Raw genomic sequence first — 25,616 nt, 5'->3', positions numbered from 1 at the left:
GAACCGCGGCGCACTGACAATCATCGCGAGCAAGCTCGCTCCTACAAGGGCATGGTGTTCAGTAGTTCAGGTTGACCACCGGCTGCGCGAGTTTGGCGCCCGCTGACAGTCGAAGAATGGTCAGCAAAACGCTGGTGATGACGTTGATGTCATTGTCGAACCCGCCATGGGAAGTGTCCGCCTTGACGCCCGCGCCGTAGTTCATCTTCGGCTCGTTGAAGATATGCAGGGTTTGCGCAAACGCGTCCGGCAGCCCGCGACCGGTTGTGGCGAAACCGGTCGGAATGCTGTTGCCCCAGTAAAATCGGTTCCATTGTTCGGTCATGTTCCGGGCGGCAATGTTCCATAACGCCAGATCGGGGTCGCTGAAGTTCTGGCAGTTCCCGTCGAGGCTGCTGGCCATGCCCAGCAGCGGCATGCGTTGCAGTTCCTCATAAGCCCGGGAAACCAGGTAGAGCAGCGATTTGTGGTACGCGCCAATGACGTTATCCGTCTGTTCGCGCTGGTCCGACATCAGATAAATGTGGAAGTCCTTGCGCTTGAGACCGCCGTCTTCGATGACTTTGCGGTAGGTCTGGTTGGCGAAGTCGAGGGTGCACGCCGGGGCCATCAGCGTCGATGTCTCGGTCGGCAACGTGCGGGCCCACAGCAGGCGGATCAAGTGGCCGTTGATCAACGAGCCGGCAGAATGACCGATCAGATGCAGCTCGACTTTTTTCGGGCCCAGGTCGTCGACCAGTTTTTTCAGGTTGTCTGCCATCTCCACCAGGCCCCGCGGAGTGAAACCCGCAACGGCAGCGGCTTCGGCGTTCTGCTTCATCTGGCTCCACTGATCGCCACCGAGTTTCTTGGTCGCCAGCTCGACCGTGCGATCAAGGCCTTCTACGGTTTTGTCCTTGATCAGCTTCAACACGTCGCTGACGCCGCCGGCCTCGAACACGCCCGGCAGGGTGTCCTGAATAATATCCGCCAATGTTTCCAGCGTTCCGGTGCGCCAGGTCACGAACAGTGGATAGATACCGTTTTCGAGGAAGTAGGGCGCCATCGCGCAAATCCGGTTGATGGAGTCCTGTTCGGAGTTGAGCCCGCCATGGGCCACAATGGCGATGCGTAAAACGGCGGGTTTGCTGCCCGCAGGCAGTTTGTCGTACCAGGCGCGAGGCGCTTCGTAGACGATCCGTTTGACCCCCGCGCGGACGTTTTCCACGTCCGTCAGCCGGGGGCCGATGCTGCCGTTGTTTTCCATGACGATGGTCAGGCCGTACGCCTGATCCTTGGTCAGCAGCGCGGGCCCTTTGCGTTCTGAATCGCGGGTGCTGGCGGTGAATAACGAAAAGCCCTCACGCTTGGCGATGGAGCTCGACAGGGCGTTGCGAAACGGTGATTGCACATCGGCCCTGGCACGTGACGTGCGCGAATTTTGGGAAAGCCCGCCATGTTCGATCGGTACGCCAAGGGCCACGGTCCAGGCATCGGTGCCGTTGGCCAGCCAGTCTTCGAACGTCAGGATGGCGAAGCCCGAAAATCCCCAGTCGGTCGACCAGGAGTTCTGCACGATGAAGCCCTGACTGGTGTAGCCGATCAAGGCAAAGGCATGACCGCCCTGATTGTTTGCCGACCACTTGATCACAGGCAGTTGTGACATGCTTTCGAACGCCGCCACCGGGCTTTTTCTGCCTTTGGGTCGCATCAGCGCCCAGCCCTGATGCACATTGGCCGAGACGTAAAGCGCACCGGCTTCATACAGCGCTGCCATCATCGCGGTGACATCGTCCTTCTCGACGCGGTAGTAAACCCCCAGCGGCCGGGTCACGGCATCGGCGGCCCAATTCTCGGCCGGCGCCTCGAACGCCGGGACCGAACCATCAGGCTTGACGGTGTAGGGCCACAACTCCTGCGCACAGACGCCATGTTTGTGCCAGCCCTTCAACGCGCCCCGGCAGCTCGACCCCGAGTAATCCTCGCCCGGCCATTCGTCATACAGCTTGGCCAGATGATAGAGCTGGCGCGGGCTGGTTTTGGTGGACGCGCGGTCCCGTCGCCACAATAAAAAGTTGACCACCGCCGCCAGGCCAAACCCGGTGCACGCGCCTTCGCTGCCCTGGAACAGCACCATGTCTCTGGCCAGATACCCCGAGAGTTCGGCGGCGATGTCCTTATCGACGGGCCAGGAGGGCGGCAACGATTGAATGCGTGGAGTGAAAAGGCGATCACGCAGATCGAGGCGATCCGGGCGTGCATCGAGGGTGATGATCGTTTGATCGAGGGAGAATCGACTGGCTGGCATGTTGGTGACCCTCAGGTTTCTGAGACTCGAACCCCCACGCCACGACGACCTGACTGCGAAGCAGGGATGTCAACGGTGCTATTGATCGTAGTCGATCTTTCGGCGCAGTTGAGCCGTTGGTCTATTAGGCGATGACATGAAGAGTGGCGGTAGCCGGGCTACAGACGGATAACCGTCAGGGTCCTCCGTTCGGCTGTGAACGCGTCGTGATGACGAAATCTGGGTTATACCTGACAGTTGTGTTCTCAAGTGTTGGGGCCGCTGCGCAACCCATCGCGGACATCGGATCGCCGCATCGCACGCTCCCACAGGTTTATCATCGTCCCGAGGAACGCATTTCATGAAAAGCTCCGGTCCCAGTCCTGTCATCACCATCGCCGAGCAGCCCGGCTGCCTGCTGGTGAAGTTTCACGGTATTCAGGTGGCCGCGTCCACGCGCGCGCTGGTGCTGCTGGAGGCCAATTACCCTCCGGTGTATTACGTCCCGCGGGAGGACATCGCCGAGCAGTATTTTGCCCGCACCGATCACACGACCTATTGCCCTTACAAGGGCGACGCGAGCTACTTCAGCCTGCAGATTCCGGGGCATGAGGGTGCCAATGCGGTATGGAGCTATGAAGACCCCAAAGTGTCGGTAGAGCAGATTAGAAAATACGTGGCGTTTTATCCTGATCAAGTAACGTTCGAGATTCTCAAAGACGTCGAGTGATTGAAAACGCCCTGCAATGACAGGGCGTTTTTACGATCAGGCTTTGAGCTCACGAACCGCCTGCACCAGCGTGGATTCATCAATCTGACCAATCGACGTCACCCCGGTCAACGTCATCGCCACGCGCATCTCCTTGGCGAAAATATCCAGCATGTTTTCCACCCCGCGTTGGCCGTCGGCGGCCAGCGCGTACGCCATGGAACGCCCCAGCAACACGCCTTTCGCGCCCAGCGCCAGCATCCGCACGACATCGAGCCCCGAGCGGATCCCCGAGTCGACCAGCACCGTCAGGTCATTGCCCACCGCTTGCATGATCGGCGGTAATGCCCGGGTGGTGGAGAGCACGCCGTCCAGCTGCCGCCCGCCGTGGTTCGACACCACAATGCCGTCCGCGCCAAAGCTGACCGCGTCCCGGGCATCCTGGGGGTCGAGGATGCCTTTGATGATCATCGGGCCTTGCCAGAAATCACGAATCCACTCCAGGTCGCTCCAGCTGATCGAAGGGTCGAAGTTGTTGGCCAGCCAGCCCATGTAGTCTTCGAGCGTGACGGCTTTGCCGAGGTATTTTGAAATGTTGCCCAAGTCGTGCGGGCGCCCCATGACGCCGACGTTGAAGGCCCAGTCGGGTCTGGTCATGGCCTGCAAAATTCTTCGCGAAGACGCAAAAGGCCCGGACATGCCCGAGTGCGCATCCCGGTAACGCGCACCGGGTGTGGGCATGTCGACGGTGAACACCAGGTTTTTTACCCCGGCGGCCTTGGCCCGCTCCAGGGCATTTTTCATGAAGCCTCTGTCTTTCAGCACATACAGCTGAAACCAGATGGATTGTTGGGTTTGGGTCGCCACTTCCTCGATCGAGCACACCGAGACCGTTGAGAGGCACAGGGGGATGCCTTTGTTTTGTGCGGCTTTGACCGCTTGCACTTCACCTCGACGGGCGAACATGCCTGTGAGGCCGACTGGCGCGAGGATGATTGGCATTGCCAGGGGCTGGTCGAAGAGGGTGGTTTCGAGGCTCAGGGTTTCGACGTTTTTCAGAATGCGCTGGCGCAGGCTGATGCCCGTCAGGTCGGCGCTGTTGGCCCTCAGTGTGTGTTCTGCATAAGCGCCGCCGTCGATGTAATCGAACAGGAATCGGGGGAGTTTGCGGCGGGCTGCCTCGCGGTAGTCGGATGCGGATGAAATGATCATGGTGCCTCGGTCGGGTGAGTGGCGGGGCGATGGGTGCGTCGGGTCAGAGTAGCGAAAACGGCTCGCGTTTGCGGTAATTCTGTTCACTTGAGGAAATGGATAGCGGTTTGATCTCGCGGATGTTCGCGGAACCCCTGTGGGAGCGAGCCTGCTCGCGAAGGCGGCCGGACAGCCGACCTGTTCTCGCGGATGTACCCGGAGCCAATGTGTGTGCGGGCTTGCCCGCGATGGCTATGTGTTGGGCGACATAGGATTTGATGGTGTACATATCCGTTGCTGCGGTAACGGCCACTTAAGGTTCCGCCCTTACGGCGGATACTTTGAAAAGCCTGCGGCCCGGCGGAAAGTAACCAAACGTTCTCGCCCCTGACGTACGGTGGCTCGCCATGCCCTCGCTCCGGTCCTGCTCCGTGGGCCCGCCGCCATCGGCCATCCATGGCCGGGGGCGGCTAACCCGGCATCCCTGCCGGCTTGCCCACTGCGCAGAACCTGCGCTCGGCCTTCCGACGGGGCAGATCAAGATCAAAAGCCAGATCAAAGGGCGAAGCGAGGCGGCCTGGTAGCCGACATGATCTGGTCCGGCTGAATCACCGGCGGAGTAACCCGATGCAATGCCGGACAACAATCCACTGTGGGAGCTAGCCTGCTAGCGATGGACGTCCAGACACCGCGTTCATTCAGACCGCACGCGTTATCGTTAACGTCCATCGCTAGCAGGCTAGCTCCCACAGGGGAATGCGTACGCTTGAAGAAACAGGCCGGCCGGTAGGCCGCCTCGCGGTGCTGTGGCGGTAGTCGCCCCTCGAGAGGCTTCGTTCCGGTTCTGCGCAGTGGGCAACCCGGCAGGGATGCCGGGTTAGCCGCGCACGGCCATGGATGGCCGATCGCGGCGGGCCCACGGAGCAGGACCGGAGCGAGGGCATGGCGAGCCTTGGCGAGCCACCGAACGAAAGGGGCAAAAGCGCTTGGTTACTTGGCGCTTTTCCAAGTAACCCGCCGTAAGGGCGGAACCATAAGCGGCCGTTACCGCAGCAACCGATTTACCCCCCAATCGCTTAACCACACCCCGTTCAAAACTGAACTCAGTTGGTATCCAGATCCACGTTCTTGGTCTCACGCAAGCAGATCATCCCCACCACCAGGCTCACCGCAGTAATCACCACCGGGTACCAAAGCCCGTAGAAAATGTCCCCGGTATACACCACCAGCGCAAACGACACCGTCGGCAGAAACCCGCCAAACCAGCCATTACCGATGTGATAAGGCAAGGACATCGAGGTGTAGCGGATGCGCGTCGGGAACAGTTCGACCATCAGCGCCGCCAGCGGGCCGTAGCACATGGCGGAGATGATGATCAGCACCACCATCAGCGCCACGATCATCGGCTTGTTGACCTGTTGCGTATCGGCTTGTGACGGATACCCCGCCAATGTCACCGCGCCGCGCAGGGCCGCTTCATCGTAACCATCGATTTTCACCTCGCCGACGCTGACCTGCACACCGCTGCCGGCAGGTGCCGCCTGGCTGATGTAGGGCAGACCCTGTTTCACCAGGAAGGTTTTGACCTTGTCGCAAGGGCTGTCAAATTTCGCCTTGCCCACCGGATCGAACTGGAAGGTGCAAGTGGCCGGGTCGGCCAGTACGGTGATCGGCGCCTGGCGGCTGGCCTGGTCGATGGCCGGGTTGGCGTAGTGGGCGATGGACTTAAAGATCGGGAAGTACAATGCGGTAGCCAGCAACAGGCCGATCATCAACACCGGTTTGCGCCCGACCTTGTCCGACAGCCAGCCAAAGAAAATGAAGAACGGCGCGCCGATGATCACGCTGACGATCAACAGGCTGTTGGCCAGTGCCGGGTCCATTTTCAGGAACTGGGTGAGGAAGAACAGCACATAAAACTGCGCCGCATAAAACGTCACCGCTTGTCCGGCGTTGATGCTGAACAGGGCGATCAGCACAACTTTGAGGTTTTCCCATTTGCCGAAGGAATCACGCAGCGGCGACTTGCAGAGTTTGCCTTCCTCTTTCATTTTCACGAACGCGGGTGATTCGTGCAGGCTTAGGCGAATCCAGGTCGAGATGCCCAGCAGCACGATCGAAAACAGAAACGGAATCCGCCAGCCCCAGACTTCAAACTGGTCACCGGTGAAATAACGGCAACCCAGCACCACGAGCAACGACAGCAGCAAGCCAAGGGTTGCAGTGGACTGAATCCAGCTGGTGTGGAAACCGCGTTTGCCGATGGGCGCGTGTTCCGCGACATAAGTTGCAGCGCCGCCATATTCACCGCCCAGGGCCAGACCCTGAAGCATGCGCAGCACCACCAGAATGATCGGCGCGGCGATGCCAATGCTCGCGTAGGTCGGCAGCAGTCCGACGCAGAACGTCGCCACACCCATGAGGATGATGGTGGCTAGGAAGGTGTATTTACGCCCGATCATGTCCCCCAATCGACCGAACACCAGCGCGCCGAAGGGCCGCACGATGAAACCGGCGGCGAACGCCATCAGCGCAAAGATGAACGCGGTGGTGTCGTTGACCCCGGCGAAAAACTGTTTGCTGATGACCGCCGCGAGGGCGCCATAGAGGAAGAAGTCGTACCACTCGAACACCGTCCCGAGTGACGACGCGAAAATGACTTTGCGGGTGTCGCGGCTCGTGTCGACGCTGCGTGTGATTTCCAGAGGCTGTACATGTTCTGACATATCGGTATCCCTCACAGTGATTGTTTTTGTTGTTCCACTGTCGGCGCCTGCCTTGTGGGCGGGTGCCGCTCCTGTCGATGTATCGGGTGTATTTCCTGTAGGAGCGAGCTTGCTCGCGATGGTCGTCAACGATAACGCTGTAAACCTGACACCCACGTGCGCTCTCTGGTTCATCGCGAGCAAGCTCGCTCCTACAGTCATGTCCGTGCAAGGTTCACGGGTGCGTAACCAGTTCCTTTGGCGGGGTAATGCTCCTTGTAATGGGGTTAAGAATCAGTTGCGCAGCCTTTTCGGCAATCATCAGCGTAGGCGAACAGGTGTTGCCCGAGGTGATGCGCGGCATGATCGACGCATCGGCGATGCGCAGGCCGGGGATGCCATGGACTTTGAGCTGCGCATCGACCACCGCGTCGGCGTCGTTGCCCATGCGGCAGGTGCCGACCGGATGGAAAATCGTCGTGCCGATGCGGGCGGCGGCTTCGTGCAGTTCTTCTTCAGTCTGCAAGCGGTCACCGGGCAGGTATTCCACCGGCTTGAATGCTTGCAGGGCGGGGGCGGAAACGATGCGCCGGGTCAGGCGGATGGCGTCAGCCGCGACGCGCAAGTCTTCCGGATGGCTCAGGTAATTGGGTTGAATCAGCGGAGCTTCCTGCGGATCGGCCGAACGAATGTCGATTCGGCCACGGCTTTGCGGGCGCAAATCGCAGACCGACGCGGTGAAGGCGGGGAAGGCGTGCAATGGCTCGCCGAAACGCTCCAGCGACAAGGGTTGCACGTGGTATTCGAGGTTCGCCGAGGTCTGTTCCGGCCCTGACCGGGCAAACGCACCGAGCTGACTCGGCGCCATGGACAGCGGTCCGCTGCGGTCATACAGGTAACGCAAACCCATGCCCATTTTGCCCCAGACGCTGCCGGCGATCTGGTTCAGGGTCCGGGCGTTTTCCAGTTTGTAGATCAGCCGCAGTTGCAGGTGATCCTGCAGATTGCCGCCCACACCGGGCAGGTCATGAACCACGCCGATCCCCAGTTTTTCCAGGAGCGGGCGAGGGCCGATGCCGGAACGTTGCAGGATGGTCGGTGAGCCGACGGCACCAGCGCAGAGGATGATTTCCTTACGCGCCTTGAAGATTTTCGCCTGTCCCTGCCAGCGCGTGCTGACCGCCGATGCGCGGCCGTTTTCCAGCAGCACGCGATCGACTTCGACGTCGGTCAACACGGTGAGGTTGGGGCGGTGACGAACCGGTTTGAGAAACGCCTTGGCCGCGTTCCAGCGGATACCGGCCTTCTGATTGACCTGGAAATAGCCGCAACCTTCGTTGTCGCCCTGGTTGAAGTCGTCGATGCTGGCGATGCCGCTTTGTTCGGCAGCGCTGCGGAATGCGTCGAGAATCGGCCATGACAGCCGCTGACGCTCGATCCGCCATTCGCCGGCAGCGCCGTGGAATTCCGAGTCGCCGGCAAAGTGATTTTCGCTTTTCTTGAACAGCGGCAGGACGTCATTCCAGCTCCAGCCGGGATTGCCGTCGGCGGCCCAGCCGTCATAGTCGCGGGCCTGGCCGCGCATGTAGATCATGCCGTTGATCGAGGAGCAGCCGCCGAGCACCTTGCCACGCGGGTAACTCAGGGCGCGACCTTGCAGGCCGGGTTGCGCTTCGGTCTTGAAGCACCAGTCGGTGCGTGGGTTGCCGATGCAGAACAGGTAACCCACGGGGATGTGAATCCACGCGTAGTTATCGCGGCCGCCGGCTTCAAGCAGCAGCACCCGGTGTTGCGGGTTGGTCGACAACCGATTGGCCAGCAAACAACCGGCCGGTCCGGCCCCGACCACGATGTAGTCGTATTCATCAAGGGAAGTCTGCATCCCTGACCTCGTATTGTTGTTCTTGTTGTCGGTCATCCTAGTTGTTAGCTTTCGTCAAAAGAATGTTAGTTTTTGCGCAGCCGCTGTGCGTTTTTAAACAGCGTAGCCCTAAGGACGGTTCATGTTCGATTGGAATGACCTGCGGTTTTTTCTCGAATTGCAGCGCAGCGGGCGTTTGCTCACTGCCGCCCGCCGTTTGAACACCACTCACGCCACGGTAGCCCGGCACATCGAGGCCATCGAAAAGAGTCTCGGTACCGCGCTGTTCGTCCAGCACGCCCAGGGCTACGAGATGACCCCGGCCGGCGAAGCGTTGCTCAAACACGCCGAGGCGATGGAAAACGTTGCGCTGCTGGCTCAGGAGGAGATCACCCAATCGACGGCGCCGCTGGGCAAGATTCGCGTCGGCGTGACGGAAGGGCTGGGCATCATGTTCCTCGCCAGCCGCATGAACGGGCTGTTCGAACGCTATCCGGGGCTGGAAGTGGAACTGGTGGCGGTGCCACGTTTTGTCAGCATTCTCAACCGCGAAGCCGAGATCAGCATCCATCTGGAGCGCCCGTCCGCCGACATGCTGGTCACGCGTAAGCTCACCGACTATCGCCTGGCGCTGTATGCCAGCCAGGCGTATCTCGACAGTGCGCCACCGTTGCGCAGTCGCGAAGACCTCGGTCGTCATGCCTGGATCGGTTACGTCGACGATTTGCTGTTCAGCCAGGAATTGATGTTCCTCAACAGCTTCTGCCGCAACCCGCAGGTGGTCTTCCACAGCACCAGCGTCATCGCCCAGCAACAGGCGGCGCGCTCGGGCCTGGGGATCGCGGTGTTGCCGTGCTACATGGCCAGTGCCGATCCAGAGTTGGTACCGTTGTTTCCGGATGAAAGCATCCAGCGCAGCTACTGGATCAGCACCCGCCGCGAGCTGCACAAATCCGTGCGGCTGCGGGTATTGTGGGATTACGTGGTGGAATTGTGTGAGCGTGAGCAGGGATTACTGCTGGGCCCCGATCCCTTGTAGGAGCGAGCTTGCTCGCGATGGACGTTAACGAAAACGCGGGGCACCTGACTAAACGCGGCGTTCTGGCGTCCATCGCGAGCAAGCTCGCTCCTACAGGAGGCCGCGATCCGGAATCGACAACGTGGCACGCAACCCGCCTTCCGGGCGATTGACCAGGGTGATTCGGCCACCCAGCCGAGTGGCGATGGTGTTGACAATCGTCAACCCCAACCCGGCGCCTTGCGCATTTCCGCGACTGTAAAAACGTTCGAACAATCGCCCGCGATCCGCATCATCGATGCCAGGACCCTGGTCTTCGACGCTGAGGTTGTAGAAACCGTCGGCCTGGCTCAATTGCACGGTGATAACGCCCTGCACCGGTGAAAAATTCGCAGCATTGGTGATCAGGTTGTTCAGGGCAATGTCGATGGCGGCGGCGTCGGCAACCACGGGCAGGGGTTGGTCGTTGACGTCGAAGGCCAGCTCGAGGTTTTGACTCAATAACCACGGCGTCAGTTGGACCAGACTGTCGCGTACGGTTTCGGTCAGGTCGATGGGTTGCAGTTCGGGCGTCACGGCTTTGGGCTCAAGGCGGGCCATGGTCAGCAATTGATTCACCAGACGGCTGGTGCGGTCGACACCGGCGATCAGGAACTCCAGGGATTCTCGACGTTCCTGTTCGGTACCGGCTTCCAGCAGGTTTTGCGCATGCACCCGCAATACCGCCAGCGGGGTGCGCATTTCATGGGCCGCATCGGCGATAAAGCGCCGTTCGCGACCGAGCACTTCCTGAATCTGCGCGAGCATGCGGTTGAGCGCCGCTTGCATCGGTTCCAGTTCGCTGGGCAGCGGGTTCAATTGCAGCGGTTCGAGCGAACCGCTGTGCCGCGCCCTTAAGGTCGCTGCCATATTCGCCAGCGGCTTGAGGCCCCAGCCGATGGCCAGCCAGACCATGGCCGCCAGAATCAGGCTGCCCAGAATATTGGGCCACAAGGTGTGCCGCACGATCCGGTCGACCAGATCAGCACGCACGTCGTCGCGCTCGCCGACCCAGATGCGCAGGTGATTCTGTTTGTCTTCGAGCAGGAATGCGCGCCAGTGGCGGTTGTTCAAGTCCACGACATCACTGAACCCGGGTTTCGACGGGGGGGCGGTGAAGGAGGGGGCGCTGGCGGTGTGCACCAGCACTTCGTCCTGCTGATTCCAGACCTGAAACGCCAGTTTGCTTTCATAAGGGTGGCCGTCAACCCTCGGTACCGCTTCGCTCAAGGCCTTGTTGAACGCCTGGTACAGCTCGGTGTGTTCCTTGCTCGCCATCGGCATGCGCATTACACCCTGCAGCAAGCGGGCGTTTTGCGCGAGGTGGGCGTCGTAGACTTCGGCGATTTCGTGATTGCTGTCGTGCAGGTTGAGAGCGCTGATCACGGCCAGACCGGCCAGCATCAGGCCGATAATCAACGTCAGCGTACGGCGACGGATCGACGTCATCGACGCTCCTCCACCAGGTAACCGACGCCGCGAACGGTGCGAATCAGGTCGGTGGAGAATTTCTTGCGCAGGTGATGGATGTGCACTTCCAGAGTGTTGCTCTCGGCTTCTTCGTTCCAGCCATACAGCAGCTGCATCAGATGATCGCGGGTCATGACCCGGCCCGGTGGCGAGAGCAATTCATGGAGCAGTTGATATTCCTTGGGCGTCAGTGCTACCGGTTCGCCCTGATAGCTGACTTGCTGGGTGCCGGGGTTGAGGCTGATGCCGGCGTGTTCGATCAGCACCTGGGCGCGACCGGCACTGCGCCGCAACAAAGCCCGCAGGCGAGCCTTGAGTTCCGCAAGATCAAAGGGCTTGATCAGGTAATCGTCAGCGCCGGCGTCGAGTCCGGCGATGCGATCCTCGGTGGCATCCCGCGCGGTGAGGATCAGTACCGGCAAGTTGGAGCCGCTGTCGCGCAAGCGCCGCAGCACCTCGAGCCCGTCCATGCGCGGCAGGCCAAGGTCGAGCACCGCCAGGTCAAAGGTTTCGCTGAGCAGCGCGTGCAAGGCGCTGCTGCCGTCCTGCAGCCAGTCGACGGTATAGCCTTCGCGACCCAGCGCCTGGTGGATGCCTTCGCCAAGCGCCACGTCATCCTCGATCAGTAATAAGCGCACACGGACTCCTGTCAGTCGAGTTTCTTGTTCACGTCCACCAGCAACGCTTCGATTTCCTTGCGGCGCCCGGCATCGGCAGTTTCCCGGCCTGGCCTTGGGTCCGCTTGCAGGGCTTTTTGCAGCGCACTTCTGGCTTCGCGGTAGCGCTTTTGACGGTAGAGGTGATCACCCCAGAAGTACAGACTATCGAGGCCGTTCGGGTTGAGTTGCAAGGCTTGTTTTAGTAACTGTTCGGCTTTGTCCGAATCGCCAAAACCGATGGGCCAGCCGGGAACGCGGTCGTACAGGGCGCCGAGGCTGGTATAGGCCGAGCCTTGAAGCGCTTTGGGGTCGAGCACCAGCGCTTTCTCCAGATCGACCTTCGCGTCCTTGACCTTGCTCAACGCACCCAATCCGCCTTGGGCTCCGGCCCAACTGCTGGTGACTATGCCGGACCAGATCCAGGCTTCGGCCACCGATTGGCGCTCCCGGGTAAACGCAGCAGCCTGGCCGGCGAGCTTTTCAAACGCCGCGGTGCGCTGGTCCGCAGGCAGTTCGTATTGAATGTGCGCCCAACTTTGCTGGATGCCGGTCAGGCGTTGCTGGTCAGCGGTGTCCAATGCCCAAACGCTTTGGCTCAGGGCGGTGAGCAGCAGGCAAACGGTAAAATTTTTCATGGTTTGAGGTTCTCGTTCTCGGGCTTCTGACTCAGGCGACGGATCAGCGGCAATTGCTTGCGCAAGCCTCGGTCCACCAAATTGGGCAGCAGGCTGTTGAGGCGCACGAAAAAGCGCTCCGGCCAGCCCAGATACAAATCACGACGGTCGCCGGCAATCGCGTGAATCACCGCCGAGGCGACTGTTTGGGGGGCATCGACATTGGATTTCAGAGCGTCATTCAAGGCCTGCGCCGCCGGGCTGTTCATGCTCGTGCGGGTGGCGCGTGGCGCGACGTAGAGAACGCCGACCCGGGTGTCCGCCAACTCCCGGCGCAGGGCTTCGGAAAAACCGCGCAAGGCGAACTTTGTGGCGCAATAGCTGGCGTAGCCGGGGTAGCCGATCGACCCATAGGTAGAACCGACGTTCACCACCATCGCACTCTCGGCTTGCTTGAGCAGCGGCAACAATAGTTTGGTCAGGCAGATCGGCGCGCTGATGTTCACCGCGAGCATGGCGTTGACGTCGCTGTCCTCGAGCTGTTCGAGCATGGCGAAATGATTGATCCCGGCGGCGTTGATCAGCAGGTTGATGCCGCCGATAGCTTCGGCGGCGGCCAGTACTTTGCGTCGGTCGGCGAGGAACGTCAGGTCGGCATCGACCCAGCACAGGTGCTGCGGATAGCGCGCGAGCAACGGCTCCAGGGATTCGCGATGCCGGGCCACCGCCAATACGTGTGCACCGCTGGCACACAAGGCTGACGCGATCGCAAGGCCAATGCCACCGCTGGCGCCGGTCAATACCACGCGAGCCTCAGACAGGCGCATGCAGGTTCTCCCCGTCACGCGGCAGGCCACGGAACATGTCGGCGTAGAGCTTGTAGACCACCTTTGAGGCGTGAATCACCGCGGCCTGGTCCGCCGGATCGTCGAGGGTGTTCATCAGTCGGCGGTAGGTCTGCATGTGTTCGATGTCCAGGGAACCGTGCGAGCTGAGGTAGCTGAAGGCAGTTTCCGGCAAGTCCAGGCGTACGCGAATGCTGCCGGCTGCATGGGTGGCCAGGGCAATGCTAGTGCCTTCGAGCACGTTGACCATGCCAAACAGGCCTACCGGGTTGTCGCGGGCAATCAGGTCGTAGAGAAAACTGACCATCAACTCGATCGGCAAGGACGGACGCCCATCGCGCACCGCATCCTTGTCGCCGCCGCAGGCTTCGATGTCATTGAGTACCCATTTTTCGTGGCCGTATTCTTCCTCGATGTACTCACACACTGCTTCACGCAGCCATTCCAGGCGCGACGGCAGGCGTGCACCGCAGGCCATCATCAATGGCACGGTGTGACGCACGTGGTAATAGGCTTGTGCCAGGAAGGCCCGATAGCTCTCCAGGCTGACCTTGCCCGCGAGGGCGTCACGAATGATGGGCAGATTGAATAGCTCGTGGCGTTCTTGTTGAGTGGCTTCTTGCAGCGTGTCGAAAAAACTCATGATGCGGATTCCTTGGAAAGCGTGGATTCAGTCAGTTGCGCCCGGTAGCGCTCGACGATGGCGTCGCGGCGCGGGCGGCCATTGGCGGTGAGCAGGCCATTGGCCGGTGTGAACGGTTGGTCCAGACGGGTCCAGTGATGGACCTGGGCGTAATCGGGCAACGCCTCGTTGGCCTCGGCCACGGCGGCGGCCAGTGCTGCGTCGCTGCAGTCCGGGCGATGGGGCCAGAGCAGCGCATGGTTGCGCGGCATTGCTTCGCCGTAGACGAAGGCCTGGGCGATATGGCGGCGTTGAGTCAACTCGGCCTCAACCCACTCCGGATTGACGTTGCGGCCGAAACTGGTGACGAACTGATGCTTCTTGCGCCCCTTGAGGTAGAGGAAACCTTCGGCGTCGAACTCGCCGAGATCGCCCGTGGGCCACCATTCATCGGTGTGCGGCGCCTCGCCCAGATAACCCAGCAAGGTTGAACCCTTGATCAGCACTTCACCGTCGTCGGCCAGACAAATGTGCACATGGGGCAGTGGCTTGCCGACGCTGCCGGGGCGTTGCGCCTCCGGCCGATTGAGGCACACCACTGACGCGCATTCCGATAATCCGTAGCCTTCGTAAACCGGCATCCCTAGGCGTTGCGCGCGCTGCAGCAATTCCTCGGAAACCCGGGCGCCGCCCACGGCGGCAAAACGTAACGAGTAGGGCGCGAAGGCTTTTTGTTCGGCGGCGCTGACCAGCATCAACAGCAACTGCGGCACCAGAATCAGGCTTTCCGGTGCGCGGGCGGCCAGGCAACCCAGCAGGCGAGGCACATCGACACCGCTGGCGCCCTGAATGCCGAGGGTTTTCTGGCTGGGCAGGCTCAAGGTCGCGCCGGCATACAGCGCGGCATAGCACCCCAGGTTTTCCAGGAGGATCGCCAAGGGCAGCAAAGCGAGGTGATGCTGCGGGTGAGTGGGTTTGCTGGCCTGATCCAGCTCACGGGCGACGCGCAAAATGCTCTCGGCGCTCAGACACACGCCTTTCGGTGTGCCGGTGGTGCCGGAGGTGAAGGTCAGTTTGGCGGTGCTTTCGGGCATACGGTTCGGGCCGCTGAAGGTTCGCCGCCAGAACTCCCCGCTTTTTTCGTACCCGGCGCTTTGCAGTTCGTCTTCCTGCTCCGACTCGGCGATCACCAGTTCGGCCTGGCTGTGTTCCAGGCAATGGCGGCGTTGCGTCGGGCTGAAGAAGGGGGGCAACGTCAGGCAAGTCAGGCCTTCGAACAGCACGGCCAGGTCCCAGAGAATGGCTTCAACGCCATTGTCCAGCGCCAGTGCAACCACGTTGACGTTTTCATCGCGCAGGCGTTGCTGGCGATACGTTACTTCGGCGTACAGGGTGGCGTAGTCCAGTTTCAACTGATCGCCCCACAGAGCTATGGCATTGGTCTTGCGTTCGGCATGGCTGCGTAAAGCCTGCTTAAAACGCTCCATTTCAGGCGACATGGCTGGATTCCTCAATGGACGACGGCAAACCCAGGCGATTGAACATCCCGATGTTTCGCAGATGGACGAAACCGGCGCGGATGTTGCCGACGTGGACCCATGGCTTACTCTCGTAGTAGCTGCCCCAGCTGTGGCGGTCATCACCCAGCCGCGCGGGGTCGGCCGCACACAGGGTGACGGGTTTCAGGCCGAGGCGATGGAAGCTGTTCACCAGCCCGATGTTGCCGGTGAACGCCACCCATTCCAGGCCGCCCATGGCCAGCAGGTAGGTGATGGCGATGATGCTCATTCGCGCACTGCCGGTGTCGCTGGCGGCCAGGTTGCCCACCTCGACGATGCAGGCCCGGTCTACCGCCTGGTCGGCAGCGGCGCTGATGAGCGGGCCAATCGGTTCGTCCAGGTAGCGCTCCAGAAACAGCGGTTCGGCGCTGGCCAGGCGTACGCCGGCCACTGCACAGATTTCGCCGGATGCGTTGTTCATGCCGAACAGCTCCGGCATGAAGTGGCGGATATCGGCGCCGTGGGCCTTGCGGAATCGTTGCTGAATAAAGGCTTCGAAGACTGGACGTTGGGGCTCATCCGGCAACGCTCTGACCAGACTCATCTGCGGTGCATCGGCTTGGCCGAGGTGCAGGGGCAGGGGGATGTTCCAGTCGAAATCGGGCATTGGAAAACGCCTCCCAGGTTAAGTGTGGGAGGAGTATCGAAGGCATTTCTTAACGGAATCTGAAGGTGGCAGAAAGCGTAACCGGGGCGGTCTTCAGATTGCCTTAAGACTCGGCGTGCAAGGTGCACGCCGTCGGTTCGGTGGTTTACCGGGCCCGGGCTGCGCGAATGGTCGGCAGCCGGTCATGATAATCACGAGGCCCCTTATGACCCGCGACTCAACACCGCAGCACTATGCAAAACTGTCCATCACCTTGCACTGGTTAATGCTGGTGTTGTTCGCCGGTGTGTATGTCTGCCTCGAAATCAAGGGCCTACTGCCCAAGGGGCATGCTCTGAGGGGGCTGTTTCTCGTTCTGCACGGCGTGTTCGGGTTGAGCATTTTTGCCTTGGTCTGGGTCCGCTTGCTCGGGCGACTCACGCCTCGCCCGCCCATCACCCCGGCGCTTCCCGCTTGGCAAACTGCAGTGTCACACCTGATGCACGTGACGCTGTACGCGCTGATGATCGCCACACCGATCCTGGCCTGGCTGATGCTGTCGGCGGGAGGCAAGCCGATGCCTTGGTTCGATTTTTTCCTGCCGTCGCCGGTGGCGGTGAATCCGGAACTGGCCAAACAGTTCAAGTACTGGCATGAACTGCTCGGCAGCAGCGGCTACTGGCTGATTGGATTGCACGCGGCGGCGGGGCTGTTCCATCACTACTGGGTCCGTGACAACACCCTGACACGCATGCTGCCCGACCGGTCCCGCAACGCGGTCAATCAGCGTCAGCGGTAATGTCGAACTGCGTGCTTGCCAGCCGTTCCCCGTTCACCAGAAGGTGCACGGCGTGCCGGCCGGCGTAATGCTTGCGAGTGGTGAGTTCCTTGATGTGCTGGCCACGGCTGAGGCGGGCGGCTGCGTGGCCAGGCAATGTCAGCGCCTTGAGCTTGAATACCTTCGCCGAAGTGCTGCCGTTGGCCTTGACGTAATCGATGGCGTAGTCGATCACCAGTCGCTGGCTGTTCTCGACCGTGGATTTAACGGTAAAGGACAAGGTGATTTTCTCCCCCAACGCAATCACCGCCGGTTCGACTTTCACCTCCATGATGTCGACTTCAGGCTTGCCACCCGCACCAATGATCGCCAGTGCTCGCGGGTTGCCCTGTTTGATCAAGCTGCGCAGTGCATGTTTGGCGATCCACGCGGTGTGCCTGTTGTCCAGCGACCAGCCTTCGATCAGGTCCAGCACCCACTCGGGATGGTCCTTGGTGATGTCGTTCAAGTGGTTGGCCACCGACTTGCGCACATAGAGGCTGTCGTCGGCCTTGAGGTTGTCGAGGATGGCGGCGGCGAGGGTCGGGTCGGCCTGGATCTGCTCCAGTCGAAATGACCACGGCAGACGCGGGCGGCAGCCTTCGCTGGCCAGACGCCGTACGTGTTCGTTTTCGTCTCGCGACCACTCGTGCATCACCGCCAGAGCGCGCTCGAAGTCGCTGCGCAGGAAATAGCGGATCGCGAATTCAGCGGAGCCGAAGGTGGTGAAGTATTTGAGCGCGTCCATGGAGTGTTCGAACGCGTGGCCGCCATAGGTCGCGACGTAATGGGGCAGCGAGATGCTGACGAAGCCGCTGTTCAGGCGCGGGGCTAGGGCGCGCAGCACCTCGAGCGACGCTTCATAACTCAACGGCAGGACAGCGTGCAGGCACTCGCTGACCCGCGCCATGCGCTGCATGATCGACAACTTGGCGAGCCCGTCGTTGGCCATTTTCAGGAAGGCCTTGGCGTTGAACGCGGGGTAGACCGCGGTCATCTCCGTGGCGATGTGCTGGAGGCGCTCGGCGTTGAAGATTTCCTTGAGGGCGGGGTTGGGTGGGTCAACGGCCATTGTGGATTCCTTGAAGTCGTTATTTATTCAGATACACCGCGTTATCGTTCTTCGCGGGCAAGCCTCGCTCCTACAAGGACGGCGCAGGACCTGTAGGAGCGAGGCTTGCCCGCGAAGAGGCCCTCAAATTCACCTCAAGTCTTGCTGGATTCTTCTTCCAGCTGATCCGACTCAAACAGCTTCGCCAGTTCCGCCCTGGCTTCCTGCGCGGTCTGCAAGACCTTCGCCGCATCGTCATACACCGCATGCTGCGCTTCCAGCACCTGTTCATCGTGATGCTTGAAGCGCTTGATCCGCGCATCGGCCTGAGCCTGGGTCAGCCCCAGTCCTACCAACGTGCGCCGGCTCATTTCCAGACTCGAATAATAGGTTTCGCGAATCGCCTCGGCCCCCAGGTCCACCAACCGGTGCACATGCTGGCGGTTACGGGCGCGGGCGATGATCTTGATGTGTGGATACAGCCTGTGCACCACCTCGGCGGTCTTGATGTTGGTGTCCGGATCATCGGTGGCGATGATGAAGTACTCTGCCTGCTCGACCTTGGCCGCGCTGAGGATTTCCGGGCGCATCGGGTCGCCATAGAACACCGGTACGCCGCCGAAACTGCGCGACAGCTCGATGGTTTCCACCGAGGTGTCCAGGGCCACGAACTTGATGTTCTGCGCTCGCAGGATACGGGCGACGATCTGCCCCATCCGGCCCATGCCGGCGATCACCACGCGGGGTTCGTCGGTGTCGATCTCGCGGAATTTCTCCGGCACCACCACCGGCTGCACCTTCGGGCTGACCAGTCGCGCACAGATCAGCAGCAACAGCGGCGTCACGGCCATGGACAGCGTGATCGTCAGCACCAGCAGGTCGTACAGGCGAGTCTCGAACAAGCCCTGATCCCGGCCGATCTTGAACACCACGAACGCGAATTCACCACCGGCGGCGAGCACGATGCCGAGGCGAATCGCACTGACCTTGCCCAAGCCACCAGCCAGTCGACCCACCACAAACAGCAGCGGCAGCTTGATGGCGATCAGCAGCAGCGTCAGCCCCAGCACCGTGATAGGCGCGCTGAGCAGCAAACTCAGGTTCGCGCCCATGCCGACGCTGATGAAAAACAGTCCCAGCAGCAAACCCTTGAAGGGTTCGATCTGTGCTTCCAGCTCGTGGCGATACTCGGAGTCCGCCAGCAGCAAACCGGCGAGGAACGCGCCCAGCGCCATCGAAACGCCCACCAGGTCCATCAGCCACGCCGTGCCGATCACCACCAGTAGCGCCGTGGCGGTGGAGACTTCCGGTAAACCGGTCCTGGCCACCACGCGGAACACCGGTCGCAGCAGATAGCGACCGCCAATGACCACCACTGCAATGCTGCCCAGTACCCGCAAGCCGTGGTTCAAATCCTGGGCCGCGCTGGTGGTGTGATCGCCGCCCGCCAGTAGCGGCACCATGGCGATCAGCGGGATCGCGGCGATGTCCTGGAACAACAGAATTGCAAAGGCCAGGCGCCCATGCGGACTGGTCAGCTCTTTGCGCTCAGCCAGGCTTTGCAAGCCAAACGCAGTGGACGACAAGGCCAAGCCCAAGCCCAGCACAATCGCGCTATTCAACGGCTGGCCAAACACGAACAGCGCCACCACGCCAATCACCGACCCGGTCAGCAGCACCTGTGCCAGGCCGACGCCAAACACCGCCTTGCGCATCACCCACAAGCGCCGTGGCGACAGTTCCAGGCCAATGATGAACAGCAGCAACACCACGCCGAGTTCGGAAATATGACTGACGCTTTGCGGGTTGCCGATCAGGCCCAGTACCGACGGCCCGATAATCACGCCAGCAAACAGATAGCCCAGCACCGCCCCCAGTTGCAGGCGCTTGGCCAAAGGAACGGTGAGCACCGCCGCGAACAAAAACACGACAGCGGCTTGCAACAGGTTGCCTTCATGGGGCATTGGGAAACTCCAGAACTCGGTACGGCGGGGGGCACAAGGATAAAGGCTGCGATGACGGGCGTCAGCCAGGTTGGCAATGATTGTATGAATGGCGCGTCGTTGCGTATTTCACTCGCAACCAAGAGGAATGTTTTTTTTACCCTTCATTCCACCCGACTATGGCTCAACCCCTGCTCACCCAACCGATATTGATTATTCCCACTGCGCTTAGCCGCATACATCGCCAAGTCAGCAATATGAATCAAGCGGTCCATGCTCGGCGCATGGTCCGGGAACACGGCGACGCCCAGGCTGGTGCCGATGTGGCGTTGGTCGGTGCCGATGGTCACGGGGGGTGAGAGTTCCACGAAGATTTTCTGGCAGATGCTGCGGGCTTCGTCTTGCAGACTGCTGCCTTGAGGCAGGCCCTGGAGGATGACCACGAATTCGTCGCCACCGATGCGGGCGACGGTGTCGGTTGAACGCAGGATTCGCTTCAGGCGCGTGGCGGTGGTGACGAGGACGCGGTCACCGGCGGCATGGCCGTAATGGTCGTTGATGGCCTTGAACCCGTTGAGGTCGACAAACACCAGCGCCACTCGGGTGGCACTGATGCGCGCGTGTTCCAGCGCCTCGGACAAACGTTCCTCGAGCACCAGACGATTGGGCAGGCCAGTCAACGGGTCGAAATGAGCCAGGTGCTGCAAATAACTGGCGGAAGCTTTTTCTTCGGTGATGTCGCGGACCACGCCCATCATCTTGATCGTTTCATCGTGATCGTTCTTCACCACGTTGCCGGTCTCGCGCAACCAACGGATGGTGCCGTCGGGCCAGATGACCCGGTATTCCTCGTCATGGTTCTCGCCGGTTTCCAGGCAACGCAGCTCACCGGTCCGCACCTTGACCCGGTCGTCCGGGTGCACGCAGGCGCAAAACAGGGCGTAGGAGGGTGTCACTTCGCCGATCTTGAAACCGAACATGCCGTAGATCGCGTCCGACCAGTAGAGCCGGTCGGTGTCGACATCCCAGTCCCAGGTTCCGATACGCGCGAAGTACTGGCTGCGCTTGAAGCGTTCGGCGTCGCTGTCCTGGTGGATAGTCTGCCGTTCGGACAGACTGGCAATCAGCGCCCGATGTTTGGCCAGCTGCTTGCGCAGCGAACGTTCGCGGCAGATCAGCGCGATGATCAGGGCAAGCACCATTGTGCCGAGGGCTGCGCTGGTCCAGACGAAGTTCATTCAGGGGTTGCCATCATGGCTGGCCATCATCACGGAAGGTGTGCTTATGGTAGTTCACACGCCTGCGCTATGGCATCCGAAGCCCTAAAGAACTTCTCCTTTGTCCCACAAATGCACCAATTCCCCCGGCGCCTGATCCTCGGGCACTTTCAGCACCAGCCAGTCGTCCTGCTCATTGAGGCGGTAGCGCACTTCGATTTGATAGAAGCGCTGATCGCCCTGGCCGGAAGATTCGCGGGTCAGGGGCAGACAACCCTCCAGTAACGTGCAAATACGCGTGCGCTGATCGAGATCACATTGCGCGAACTCGATTTCACGGGGACGGGTCAACGCGTGGACCATCGCGAAACCACCCTGGCGCGAAAGACGAACGACGGCTTCATCGCCCAATGTTGGCAGCGTTTTCATGAACCCTCCTGACTCGATTTGACACCCACCTCGGCCCATCCGTGCTTTACCGCTCGAGCCTCCTCGGTGCCGAAACGGTTGCGAGCGTGGGCAACGGTCAGTTGCGCGAATTGCTCGAATGACGCATCGCCGCCCAAACGTTTGTCGCACAACGTGTCGTACCAGATGCGCCCGGCCTTGTCCCAGGCAAAGCCGCCCAGGGCTTGCGCCAACAGATAAAACGCCCGGTTGGGAATTCCGGAATTGATGTGCACGCCGCCATTGTCTTCCTGAGTGATGACGAACTTGCGCATATGGTCCGGTTGCGGGTCCTTGCCGAGCAGCGGGTCGTCGTAAGCCGTGCCCGGATGAGCCATCGAACGCAAACCGACGCCCTTGATGCGAGGCGTCAGCAGGTCGGCGCCGATCAGCCAGTCCGCCTCTGCGGCCGTCTGACCCAGCACACGTTGCTTGATCAGCACCCCGAAAACATCCGATATCGACTCATTCAATGCCCCGGACTGGTTGGCATAGACCAGGCCGGCTTCGCTTTCGATCACACCATGAGTCAGCTCGTGCCCGATCACATCCAGCGAGCGGGTGAAGCGCTCGAAGATCTCGCCATCACCATCCCCGAAAACCATTTGCGCGCCGTTCCAGAATGCGTTTTCGTAATTCTGGCCGTAATGCACACTGCCGATCAGCGCAAAACCCTGATTGTCGATGGAGTCGCGGCCCAGCACCTTCCAGAAAAAGTCATGACTGGCGCCCATTGCATCGTAAGCTTCGTCAACCGCAGGATCGCCCGTCGCTGGCTGGTCTTCAAGGCGCACAGGCATTCCCGGCAGAAGCATTTTGCCTTGCGCATCATGAATGCTGCGCTGGACCTGGCCGGGTTGAACGGAGGGGGGCAGGATCGTCGCCGCAGCAGAAGGCACCGGTAACCCCGGCGTATGCCGAAGCGTACGCACATGGGTCAGCGTGACCATCGCGCTGGAGCGCTGACGCTCGGAACCGTGGGCGATGATTCGATTGAGAATGTAGGGCGGAATGAAACTGCGCAGTGATCGTGGGTCGGTCATCAGAGCGTCCTTTACTGAGCACGAGGTCGATACTCATGTGAGCGGGCGCCAAGGGCTTCGGTTCCATGGATTGCCTTCGGCGCCGAATTCTGCGAAAACCTCCGTCCGCGCCCCGGACCCGGGCGACCGTAAACGAGTAGAAGCATGAACGACGAACTGCAAATCATCGACATCGAGCCGGGCGACGGCAAAGCCGCCGTCAAAGGTGCACTGATCACCACCCAGTATCGCGGCTGGCTGGAAGACGGCACCGAATTCGATTCTTCCTACAGCCGAGGCAAGCCTTTCCAGTGTGTGATTGGCACAGGGAGGGTTATCAAGGGCTGGGATCAGGGCATCATGGGCATGCAGGTCGGCGGCAAGCGCAAGTTGCTGGTGCCGGCGCATCTGGCCTATGGCGAGCGCACCATGGGCAAGATCACGCCGAATTCGAACCTGATTTTCGAGATTGAGTTGCTGGAAGTGCTGACGCGGGATGATTGATTGCTGTATCGGCGGACGAATGCGTCGTTTGACAGGGCGCCATCGCCAGGCAAGCCGGCTCCTACAGGGTCTTTGATCGACACAGAACACTGTAGGAGCCGGCTTGCTGGCGATGAACGATAACGCGGTCAACCTGGCATGCGCTAACCCTGAAACGTCTCTCGGTAGGCATACAACCCCGGTGTCCCGCCGGTCATCACGAACAGCACGTTGTCGCCCTCGCGGAAACGACCTTGTTTCAGATCGGCCAACAGGCCGGCAAACGCTTTGCCGGAGTACACCGGGTCGATCAACAGACCTTCCGCGCGAGCCATCAGGCGTACGGCGTCTTGCATGGCCTGGGTCGGCAGGCCGTAACCCTCGCCCAACTGACTGCCGTCAATCACGATGTCCTCGGGCCGTACGATGGCGTTGCTGCCCAGTAACGCCAAGGTGTCCTGGGTCAGTTTCAGGGTTCGGGTCGCTGACGAGTCCCGATCCGATAACACCGAGTAGGACTTGATGACCGATGTGCCTCGACCCAGCAACTGGAAACCGGTCGCGAGCCCGGCGTGGGTGCCGGCGCTGCCGTTGGGCACCACGACCTGATGGAAGGTGAGGCCGAGCGCCGTCTCCTGCTCCGCGATTTCCGCTGCGCAGCGCGCATACCCGAGACTGCCCAGGGGGGTTGAGCCGCCCATGGAAATCACCAGCACCTTGCGCCCCGATTCCCGAAGTTGAACCGCTCGACTCTCGGCCCGGGCGAGTGAGTCGGTGCCTGCGGCCAACACTTGTAGCTGTGCGCCAAACAATTGGTCGAGCAGCACGTTGCCGTTGAGTTCGTAATCCACCTCGGATTTGGGGACGGAGCGGGTGAGGATCAATTCACAGTCGATGCCCAGACGCGCGCAGACCGCCGCGGTCAGTCGCGCATGGTTGGACTGAACGCCGCCCACGGTAATGATCGTATCGATACCGGCCTTTTGCGCAGCACCGATGTGGAATTCGAGTTTGCGCAGTTTGTTGCCGCCACCGCCCAGCAACATGTGATCGTCGCGCTTGAGAAACAGGCTGATTCCCCGGGTCTGCAGGCCCAACAGCTGTTCGAGACGTTCGGCGCGTTGAATGGGCGTTGGGCCTTGCAGGAGGTCTGCTCGCGCAAAAGCACTCAGGGACTTGTCCAGTTGGGTTTGCATCGATGGCGCCTCGCTGACTGTTATCAACGTGACTGTATGGAGAAAGCCCTTCGTGATAAACGCATCGCCAGTCATTTCACCTTTAACCTGATGTAACTAATAAAGTGGCCTTTCACGAGAACAACGGGATCCGGCCGTTGAGGGAAGGGCGGTAGTGCCAGGTCAGTCGGTCCAGTGCGGGTTTCAACGCCAGAATCTGCGTCAACGTGGCGCTGGCGATGCTCAGGGCCAGCACCTGCCCCGGACATTGATGACGCCCTGAACCGAAGGTGAAACTGCGCCGCTCCGGACGTTTGAACATAAAGGTATCAGGCTGGTCATTGAGCTGCGGGTCACGATTGGCCGAGGCCAGCAGCACCAGAATCACGTCGCCTGTATTCAGCGTTACGCCTTCGATTTCACAGGGTGCGGCGACGAACCGACGGGTGTTCTGCACCGATGGATCGAAACGCTGGGCTTCGGCCACCAGGTCGTCAATGTTGATCGAATCGTTCAGCCACTGTGGGTTTCGAATCAGCGCCAACAACGCGTTACCGATCAGCCCGGCGGTGGCTTCATAGGTCTGGGAGAGCAGGCCGAGGAGATTGGCGATCATTGCATCGCTGTCGGAGGATGTCCCCGCAAGCCGTTGGCGAATACCGGCGAGCAGGGTGCTTTGATTTTCCGGATCATCCAGCAACTCAATGAAATAGCCGCTCAACTGTTCCGCCGCCGTATGGGCAGCGTCCAGTTGCGCCTGATCGCTGAGGGGCGACAGGCACGCGACAAAGACCGCGGTCAGCTCACTGACGACCCGGCCCTGCGCAGGCGTGAACCCCAGCAGCGCCGCCACCACGCAAACCGGGCCACGGAACATCGCCTTGTGCAGCCCATCGGCGTCCGGGCTGATCAATCGCGCGCCGACCAATGCAGTGATCTCATCCCTGTCGATCATCGCCAGCCCTGGTTGAATGGCCGACCTCGGGCAGCGCTGGCGTTCGCCTTCATTCATCCGCATCAACTGACTGAAGACTTTACCGGCCACACCGCTGGCAATCGCCTTCGGCACGGGCTCATGAGCCGGCCGCACATGACAGTCAGCATGCGCGAGCACCGCAGCGACAGCCTTGGCGCTGCTGGCTACGCACAGTTTCAGTCCTTCGTGAAAAACCAGCCCGCCTTGAGCGCGCAACTGCGCGTAATAAGGATAAGGGTCGGCATGAGTCGCAGCGATGATCGGGTCCATGGGTCGCAGTCTTGTTCGTGGTTGAAAAAGTGTTGCTACTATCTCCAGTCCGAAAGGCCCTTGATTCGTCC

22 protein-coding genes are annotated in these 25,616 nt (G+C 60.8%); 4 read left to right on the top strand and 18 right to left on the bottom strand.

Annotation, left to right across the window (positions count from 1 at the left end; all coding sequences use genetic code 11):
• Nucleotides 1-58 precede the first annotated feature (58 nt).
• Nucleotides 59-2,287 carry a C1 family peptidase gene (locus ACA066_RS15665; RefSeq protein WP_497695635.1) on the bottom strand — a complete coding sequence of 743 codons (2,229 nt, stop codon included), beginning with the start codon at nucleotides 2,285-2,287 and terminating at the stop codon, nucleotides 59-61.
• A 340-nt stretch (nucleotides 2,288-2,627) separates the two neighbouring features.
• On the opposite strand from ACA066_RS15665, the gene ACA066_RS15660 reads away from it, so the two are divergent.
• Nucleotides 2,628-2,996, top strand: coding sequence for a DUF427 domain-containing protein (locus tag ACA066_RS15660; protein WP_497695634.1), 369 nt, complete (start codon nucleotides 2,628-2,630; stop codon nucleotides 2,994-2,996).
• A gap of 36 nt (nucleotides 2,997-3,032) precedes the next feature.
• Here the strand turns inward: ACA066_RS15660 and lldD are convergent, their stop codons facing one another.
• The 3 genes from lldD to ACA066_RS15645 form a co-directional block, all read right to left on the bottom strand.
• A complete protein-coding gene (lldD, locus tag ACA066_RS15655) occupies nucleotides 3,033-4,187 on the bottom strand; it encodes an FMN-dependent L-lactate dehydrogenase LldD (RefSeq protein WP_497695633.1) in 1,155 nt (384 codons plus the stop codon).
• Nucleotides 4,188-5,269: 1,082 nt separating this feature from the next.
• Nucleotides 5,270-6,892 (bottom strand): MFS transporter, encoded by a 1,623-nt coding sequence (locus tag ACA066_RS15650; RefSeq protein ID WP_497695632.1) that lies wholly within the window; start codon nucleotides 6,890-6,892, stop codon nucleotides 5,270-5,272.
• A 214-nt stretch (nucleotides 6,893-7,106) separates the two neighbouring features.
• Nucleotides 7,107-8,753: a GMC family oxidoreductase gene (locus ACA066_RS15645; protein ID WP_497695631.1), complete on the bottom strand. Its 1,647-nt coding sequence runs from the start codon at nucleotides 8,751-8,753 to the stop codon at nucleotides 7,107-7,109.
• A 121-nt stretch (nucleotides 8,754-8,874) separates the two neighbouring features.
• Between ACA066_RS15645 and ACA066_RS15640 the strand changes: the two genes are divergently transcribed.
• Nucleotides 8,875-9,771 (top strand): LysR family transcriptional regulator, encoded by an 897-nt coding sequence (locus ACA066_RS15640; protein ID WP_497695630.1) that lies wholly within the window; start codon nucleotides 8,875-8,877, stop codon nucleotides 9,769-9,771.
• Nucleotides 9,772-9,861: 90 nt separating this feature from the next.
• Here the strand turns inward: ACA066_RS15640 and ACA066_RS15635 are convergent, their stop codons facing one another.
• Genes ACA066_RS15635 through ACA066_RS15605 form a run of 7 tightly spaced genes read right to left on the bottom strand, consistent with a single transcriptional unit; the run spans nucleotide 9,862 to nucleotide 16,165 of the window.
• On the bottom strand, nucleotides 9,862-11,238 hold the full coding sequence (locus tag ACA066_RS15635; RefSeq protein ID WP_497695629.1) for an ATP-binding protein: 1,377 nt from the start codon (nucleotides 11,236-11,238) through the stop codon (nucleotides 9,862-9,864).
• Nucleotides 11,235-11,897 carry a response regulator gene (locus ACA066_RS15630; protein ID WP_497695628.1) on the bottom strand — a complete coding sequence of 221 codons (663 nt, stop codon included), beginning with the start codon at nucleotides 11,895-11,897 and terminating at the stop codon, nucleotides 11,235-11,237. Before ACA066_RS15630 ends, ACA066_RS15635 begins: the two co-directional genes overlap by 4 nt.
• 11 nt (nucleotides 11,898-11,908) lie before the next feature.
• A complete protein-coding gene (locus ACA066_RS15625; protein WP_497695627.1) occupies nucleotides 11,909-12,553 on the bottom strand; it encodes a tetratricopeptide repeat protein in 645 nt (214 codons plus the stop codon).
• Nucleotides 12,550-13,359, bottom strand: a complete 810-nt coding sequence (locus tag ACA066_RS15620; protein ID WP_497695626.1) for an SDR family oxidoreductase — start codon at nucleotides 13,357-13,359, stop codon at nucleotides 12,550-12,552. Before ACA066_RS15620 ends, ACA066_RS15625 begins: the two co-directional genes overlap by 4 nt.
• Nucleotides 13,346-14,020, bottom strand: coding sequence for an iron-containing redox enzyme family protein (locus ACA066_RS15615; RefSeq protein WP_497695625.1), 675 nt, complete (start codon nucleotides 14,018-14,020; stop codon nucleotides 13,346-13,348). The genes ACA066_RS15620 and ACA066_RS15615 overlap by 14 nt, the downstream gene beginning before the upstream one ends.
• Nucleotides 14,017-15,498: an AMP-binding protein gene (locus ACA066_RS15610; protein ID WP_497695624.1), complete on the bottom strand. Its 1,482-nt coding sequence runs from the start codon at nucleotides 15,496-15,498 to the stop codon at nucleotides 14,017-14,019. The genes ACA066_RS15615 and ACA066_RS15610 overlap by 4 nt, the downstream gene beginning before the upstream one ends.
• Entirely contained in the window at nucleotides 15,488-16,165 is a 678-nt protein-coding gene (locus ACA066_RS15605) for a thermostable hemolysin (RefSeq protein ID WP_497695623.1), read from the bottom strand. Before ACA066_RS15605 ends, ACA066_RS15610 begins: the two co-directional genes overlap by 11 nt.
• A 205-nt stretch (nucleotides 16,166-16,370) precedes the next feature.
• Between ACA066_RS15605 and ACA066_RS15600 the strand changes: the two genes are divergently transcribed.
• Nucleotides 16,371-16,943 (top strand): cytochrome b, encoded by a 573-nt coding sequence (locus ACA066_RS15600; RefSeq protein WP_497695622.1) that lies wholly within the window; start codon nucleotides 16,371-16,373, stop codon nucleotides 16,941-16,943.
• On the opposite strand, the gene ACA066_RS15595 is transcribed toward ACA066_RS15600, so the two are convergent.
• The 5 genes from ACA066_RS15595 to ACA066_RS15575 form a co-directional block, all read right to left on the bottom strand.
• Nucleotides 16,924-18,033, bottom strand: coding sequence for a DNA alkylation repair protein (locus tag ACA066_RS15595; protein WP_497695621.1), 1,110 nt, complete (start codon nucleotides 18,031-18,033; stop codon nucleotides 16,924-16,926). The genes ACA066_RS15600 and ACA066_RS15595 overlap by 20 nt on opposite strands.
• A gap of 134 nt (nucleotides 18,034-18,167) precedes the next feature.
• Nucleotides 18,168-19,976: a monovalent cation:proton antiporter-2 (CPA2) family protein gene (locus ACA066_RS15590; protein WP_497695620.1), complete on the bottom strand. Its 1,809-nt coding sequence runs from the start codon at nucleotides 19,974-19,976 to the stop codon at nucleotides 18,168-18,170.
• A gap of 143 nt (nucleotides 19,977-20,119) precedes the next feature.
• The gene (locus ACA066_RS15585) at nucleotides 20,120-21,193 is read right to left on the bottom strand and encodes a diguanylate cyclase domain-containing protein (protein ID WP_497695619.1); all 1,074 of its coding nucleotides are present in this window, start codon (nucleotides 21,191-21,193) and stop codon (nucleotides 20,120-20,122) included.
• Between the two features lie 84 nt (nucleotides 21,194-21,277).
• Nucleotides 21,278-21,601 (bottom strand): protealysin inhibitor emfourin, encoded by a 324-nt coding sequence (locus ACA066_RS15580; RefSeq protein WP_497695618.1) that lies wholly within the window; start codon nucleotides 21,599-21,601, stop codon nucleotides 21,278-21,280.
• The gene (locus tag ACA066_RS15575) at nucleotides 21,598-22,662 is read right to left on the bottom strand and encodes a M4 family metallopeptidase (protein ID WP_497695617.1); all 1,065 of its coding nucleotides are present in this window, start codon (nucleotides 22,660-22,662) and stop codon (nucleotides 21,598-21,600) included. The genes ACA066_RS15580 and ACA066_RS15575 overlap by 4 nt, the downstream gene beginning before the upstream one ends.
• A 144-nt stretch (nucleotides 22,663-22,806) precedes the next feature.
• Here ACA066_RS15575 and ACA066_RS15570 point away from each other — a divergent pair, with 144 nt between their 5' ends.
• Entirely contained in the window at nucleotides 22,807-23,145 is a 339-nt protein-coding gene (locus ACA066_RS15570) for an FKBP-type peptidyl-prolyl cis-trans isomerase (RefSeq protein WP_214383947.1), read from the top strand.
• 143 nt (nucleotides 23,146-23,288) lie between these two features.
• Here ACA066_RS15570 and ACA066_RS15565 read toward each other — a convergent pair whose 3' ends face one another.
• Both ACA066_RS15565 and ACA066_RS15560 read right to left on the bottom strand, forming a co-directional pair.
• Complete coding sequence (locus ACA066_RS15565) at nucleotides 23,289-24,320, bottom strand: D-cysteine desulfhydrase family protein (RefSeq protein ID WP_497695616.1); 1,032 nt, start codon at nucleotides 24,318-24,320, stop codon at nucleotides 23,289-23,291.
• Between the two features lie 112 nt (nucleotides 24,321-24,432).
• A complete protein-coding gene (locus ACA066_RS15560; protein ID WP_497695615.1) occupies nucleotides 24,433-25,545 on the bottom strand; it encodes a cytochrome P450 in 1,113 nt (370 codons plus the stop codon).
• Nucleotides 25,546-25,616: the final 71 nt, after the last annotated feature.

The sequence above is a fragment of the Pseudomonas sp. LBUM1651 genome (assembly GCF_059716135.1).
This window is presented reverse-complemented; position numbering and strand designations above follow the sequence as displayed.

What these genes read in the sequence shown, in the direction of transcription:
- ACA066_RS15600 (WP_497695622.1), top strand. Translation starts at nt 16,371, where the DNA reads ATGACCCGCGACTCAACACCGCAGCACTATGCAAAACTGTCCATCACC.
- ACA066_RS15640 (WP_497695630.1), top strand. Translation starts at nt 8,875, where the DNA reads ATGTTCGATTGGAATGACCTGCGGTTTTTTCTCGAATTGCAGCGCAGC.
- ACA066_RS15575 (WP_497695617.1), bottom strand. Translation starts at nt 22,662, where the DNA reads ATGACCGACCCACGATCACTGCGCAGTTTCATTCCGCCCTACATTCTC.
- ACA066_RS15625 (WP_497695627.1), bottom strand. Translation starts at nt 12,553, where the DNA reads ATGAAAAATTTTACCGTTTGCCTGCTGCTCACCGCCCTGAGCCAAAGC.
- ACA066_RS15605 (WP_497695623.1), bottom strand. Translation starts at nt 16,165, where the DNA reads ATGCCCGATTTCGACTGGAACATCCCCCTGCCCCTGCACCTCGGCCAA.
- ACA066_RS15585 (WP_497695619.1), bottom strand. Translation starts at nt 21,193, where the DNA reads ATGAACTTCGTCTGGACCAGCGCAGCCCTCGGCACAATGGTGCTTGCC.
- ACA066_RS15595 (WP_497695621.1), bottom strand. Translation starts at nt 18,033, where the DNA reads ATGGCCGTTGACCCACCCAACCCCGCCCTCAAGGAAATCTTCAACGCC.
- ACA066_RS15565 (WP_497695616.1), bottom strand. Translation starts at nt 24,320, where the DNA reads ATGCAAACCCAACTGGACAAGTCCCTGAGTGCTTTTGCGCGAGCAGAC.
- ACA066_RS15580 (WP_497695618.1), bottom strand. Translation starts at nt 21,601, where the DNA reads ATGAAAACGCTGCCAACATTGGGCGATGAAGCCGTCGTTCGTCTTTCG.
- ACA066_RS15665 (WP_497695635.1), bottom strand. Translation starts at nt 2,287, where the DNA reads ATGCCAGCCAGTCGATTCTCCCTCGATCAAACGATCATCACCCTCGAT.
- ACA066_RS15610 (WP_497695624.1), bottom strand. Translation starts at nt 15,498, where the DNA reads ATGTCGCCTGAAATGGAGCGTTTTAAGCAGGCTTTACGCAGCCATGCC.
- ACA066_RS15650 (WP_497695632.1), bottom strand. Translation starts at nt 6,892, where the DNA reads ATGTCAGAACATGTACAGCCTCTGGAAATCACACGCAGCGTCGACACG.
- ACA066_RS15570 (WP_214383947.1), top strand. Translation starts at nt 22,807, where the DNA reads ATGAACGACGAACTGCAAATCATCGACATCGAGCCGGGCGACGGCAAA.
- ACA066_RS15660 (WP_497695634.1), top strand. Translation starts at nt 2,628, where the DNA reads ATGAAAAGCTCCGGTCCCAGTCCTGTCATCACCATCGCCGAGCAGCCC.
- ACA066_RS15560 (WP_497695615.1), bottom strand. Translation starts at nt 25,545, where the DNA reads ATGGACCCGATCATCGCTGCGACTCATGCCGACCCTTATCCTTATTAC.
- ACA066_RS15635 (WP_497695629.1), bottom strand. Translation starts at nt 11,238, where the DNA reads ATGACGTCGATCCGTCGCCGTACGCTGACGTTGATTATCGGCCTGATG.
- ACA066_RS15615 (WP_497695625.1), bottom strand. Translation starts at nt 14,020, where the DNA reads ATGAGTTTTTTCGACACGCTGCAAGAAGCCACTCAACAAGAACGCCAC.
- lldD (WP_497695633.1), bottom strand. Translation starts at nt 4,187, where the DNA reads ATGATCATTTCATCCGCATCCGACTACCGCGAGGCAGCCCGCCGCAAA.
- ACA066_RS15620 (WP_497695626.1), bottom strand. Translation starts at nt 13,359, where the DNA reads ATGCGCCTGTCTGAGGCTCGCGTGGTATTGACCGGCGCCAGCGGTGGC.
- ACA066_RS15645 (WP_497695631.1), bottom strand. Translation starts at nt 8,753, where the DNA reads ATGCAGACTTCCCTTGATGAATACGACTACATCGTGGTCGGGGCCGGA.
- ACA066_RS15590 (WP_497695620.1), bottom strand. Translation starts at nt 19,976, where the DNA reads ATGCCCCATGAAGGCAACCTGTTGCAAGCCGCTGTCGTGTTTTTGTTC.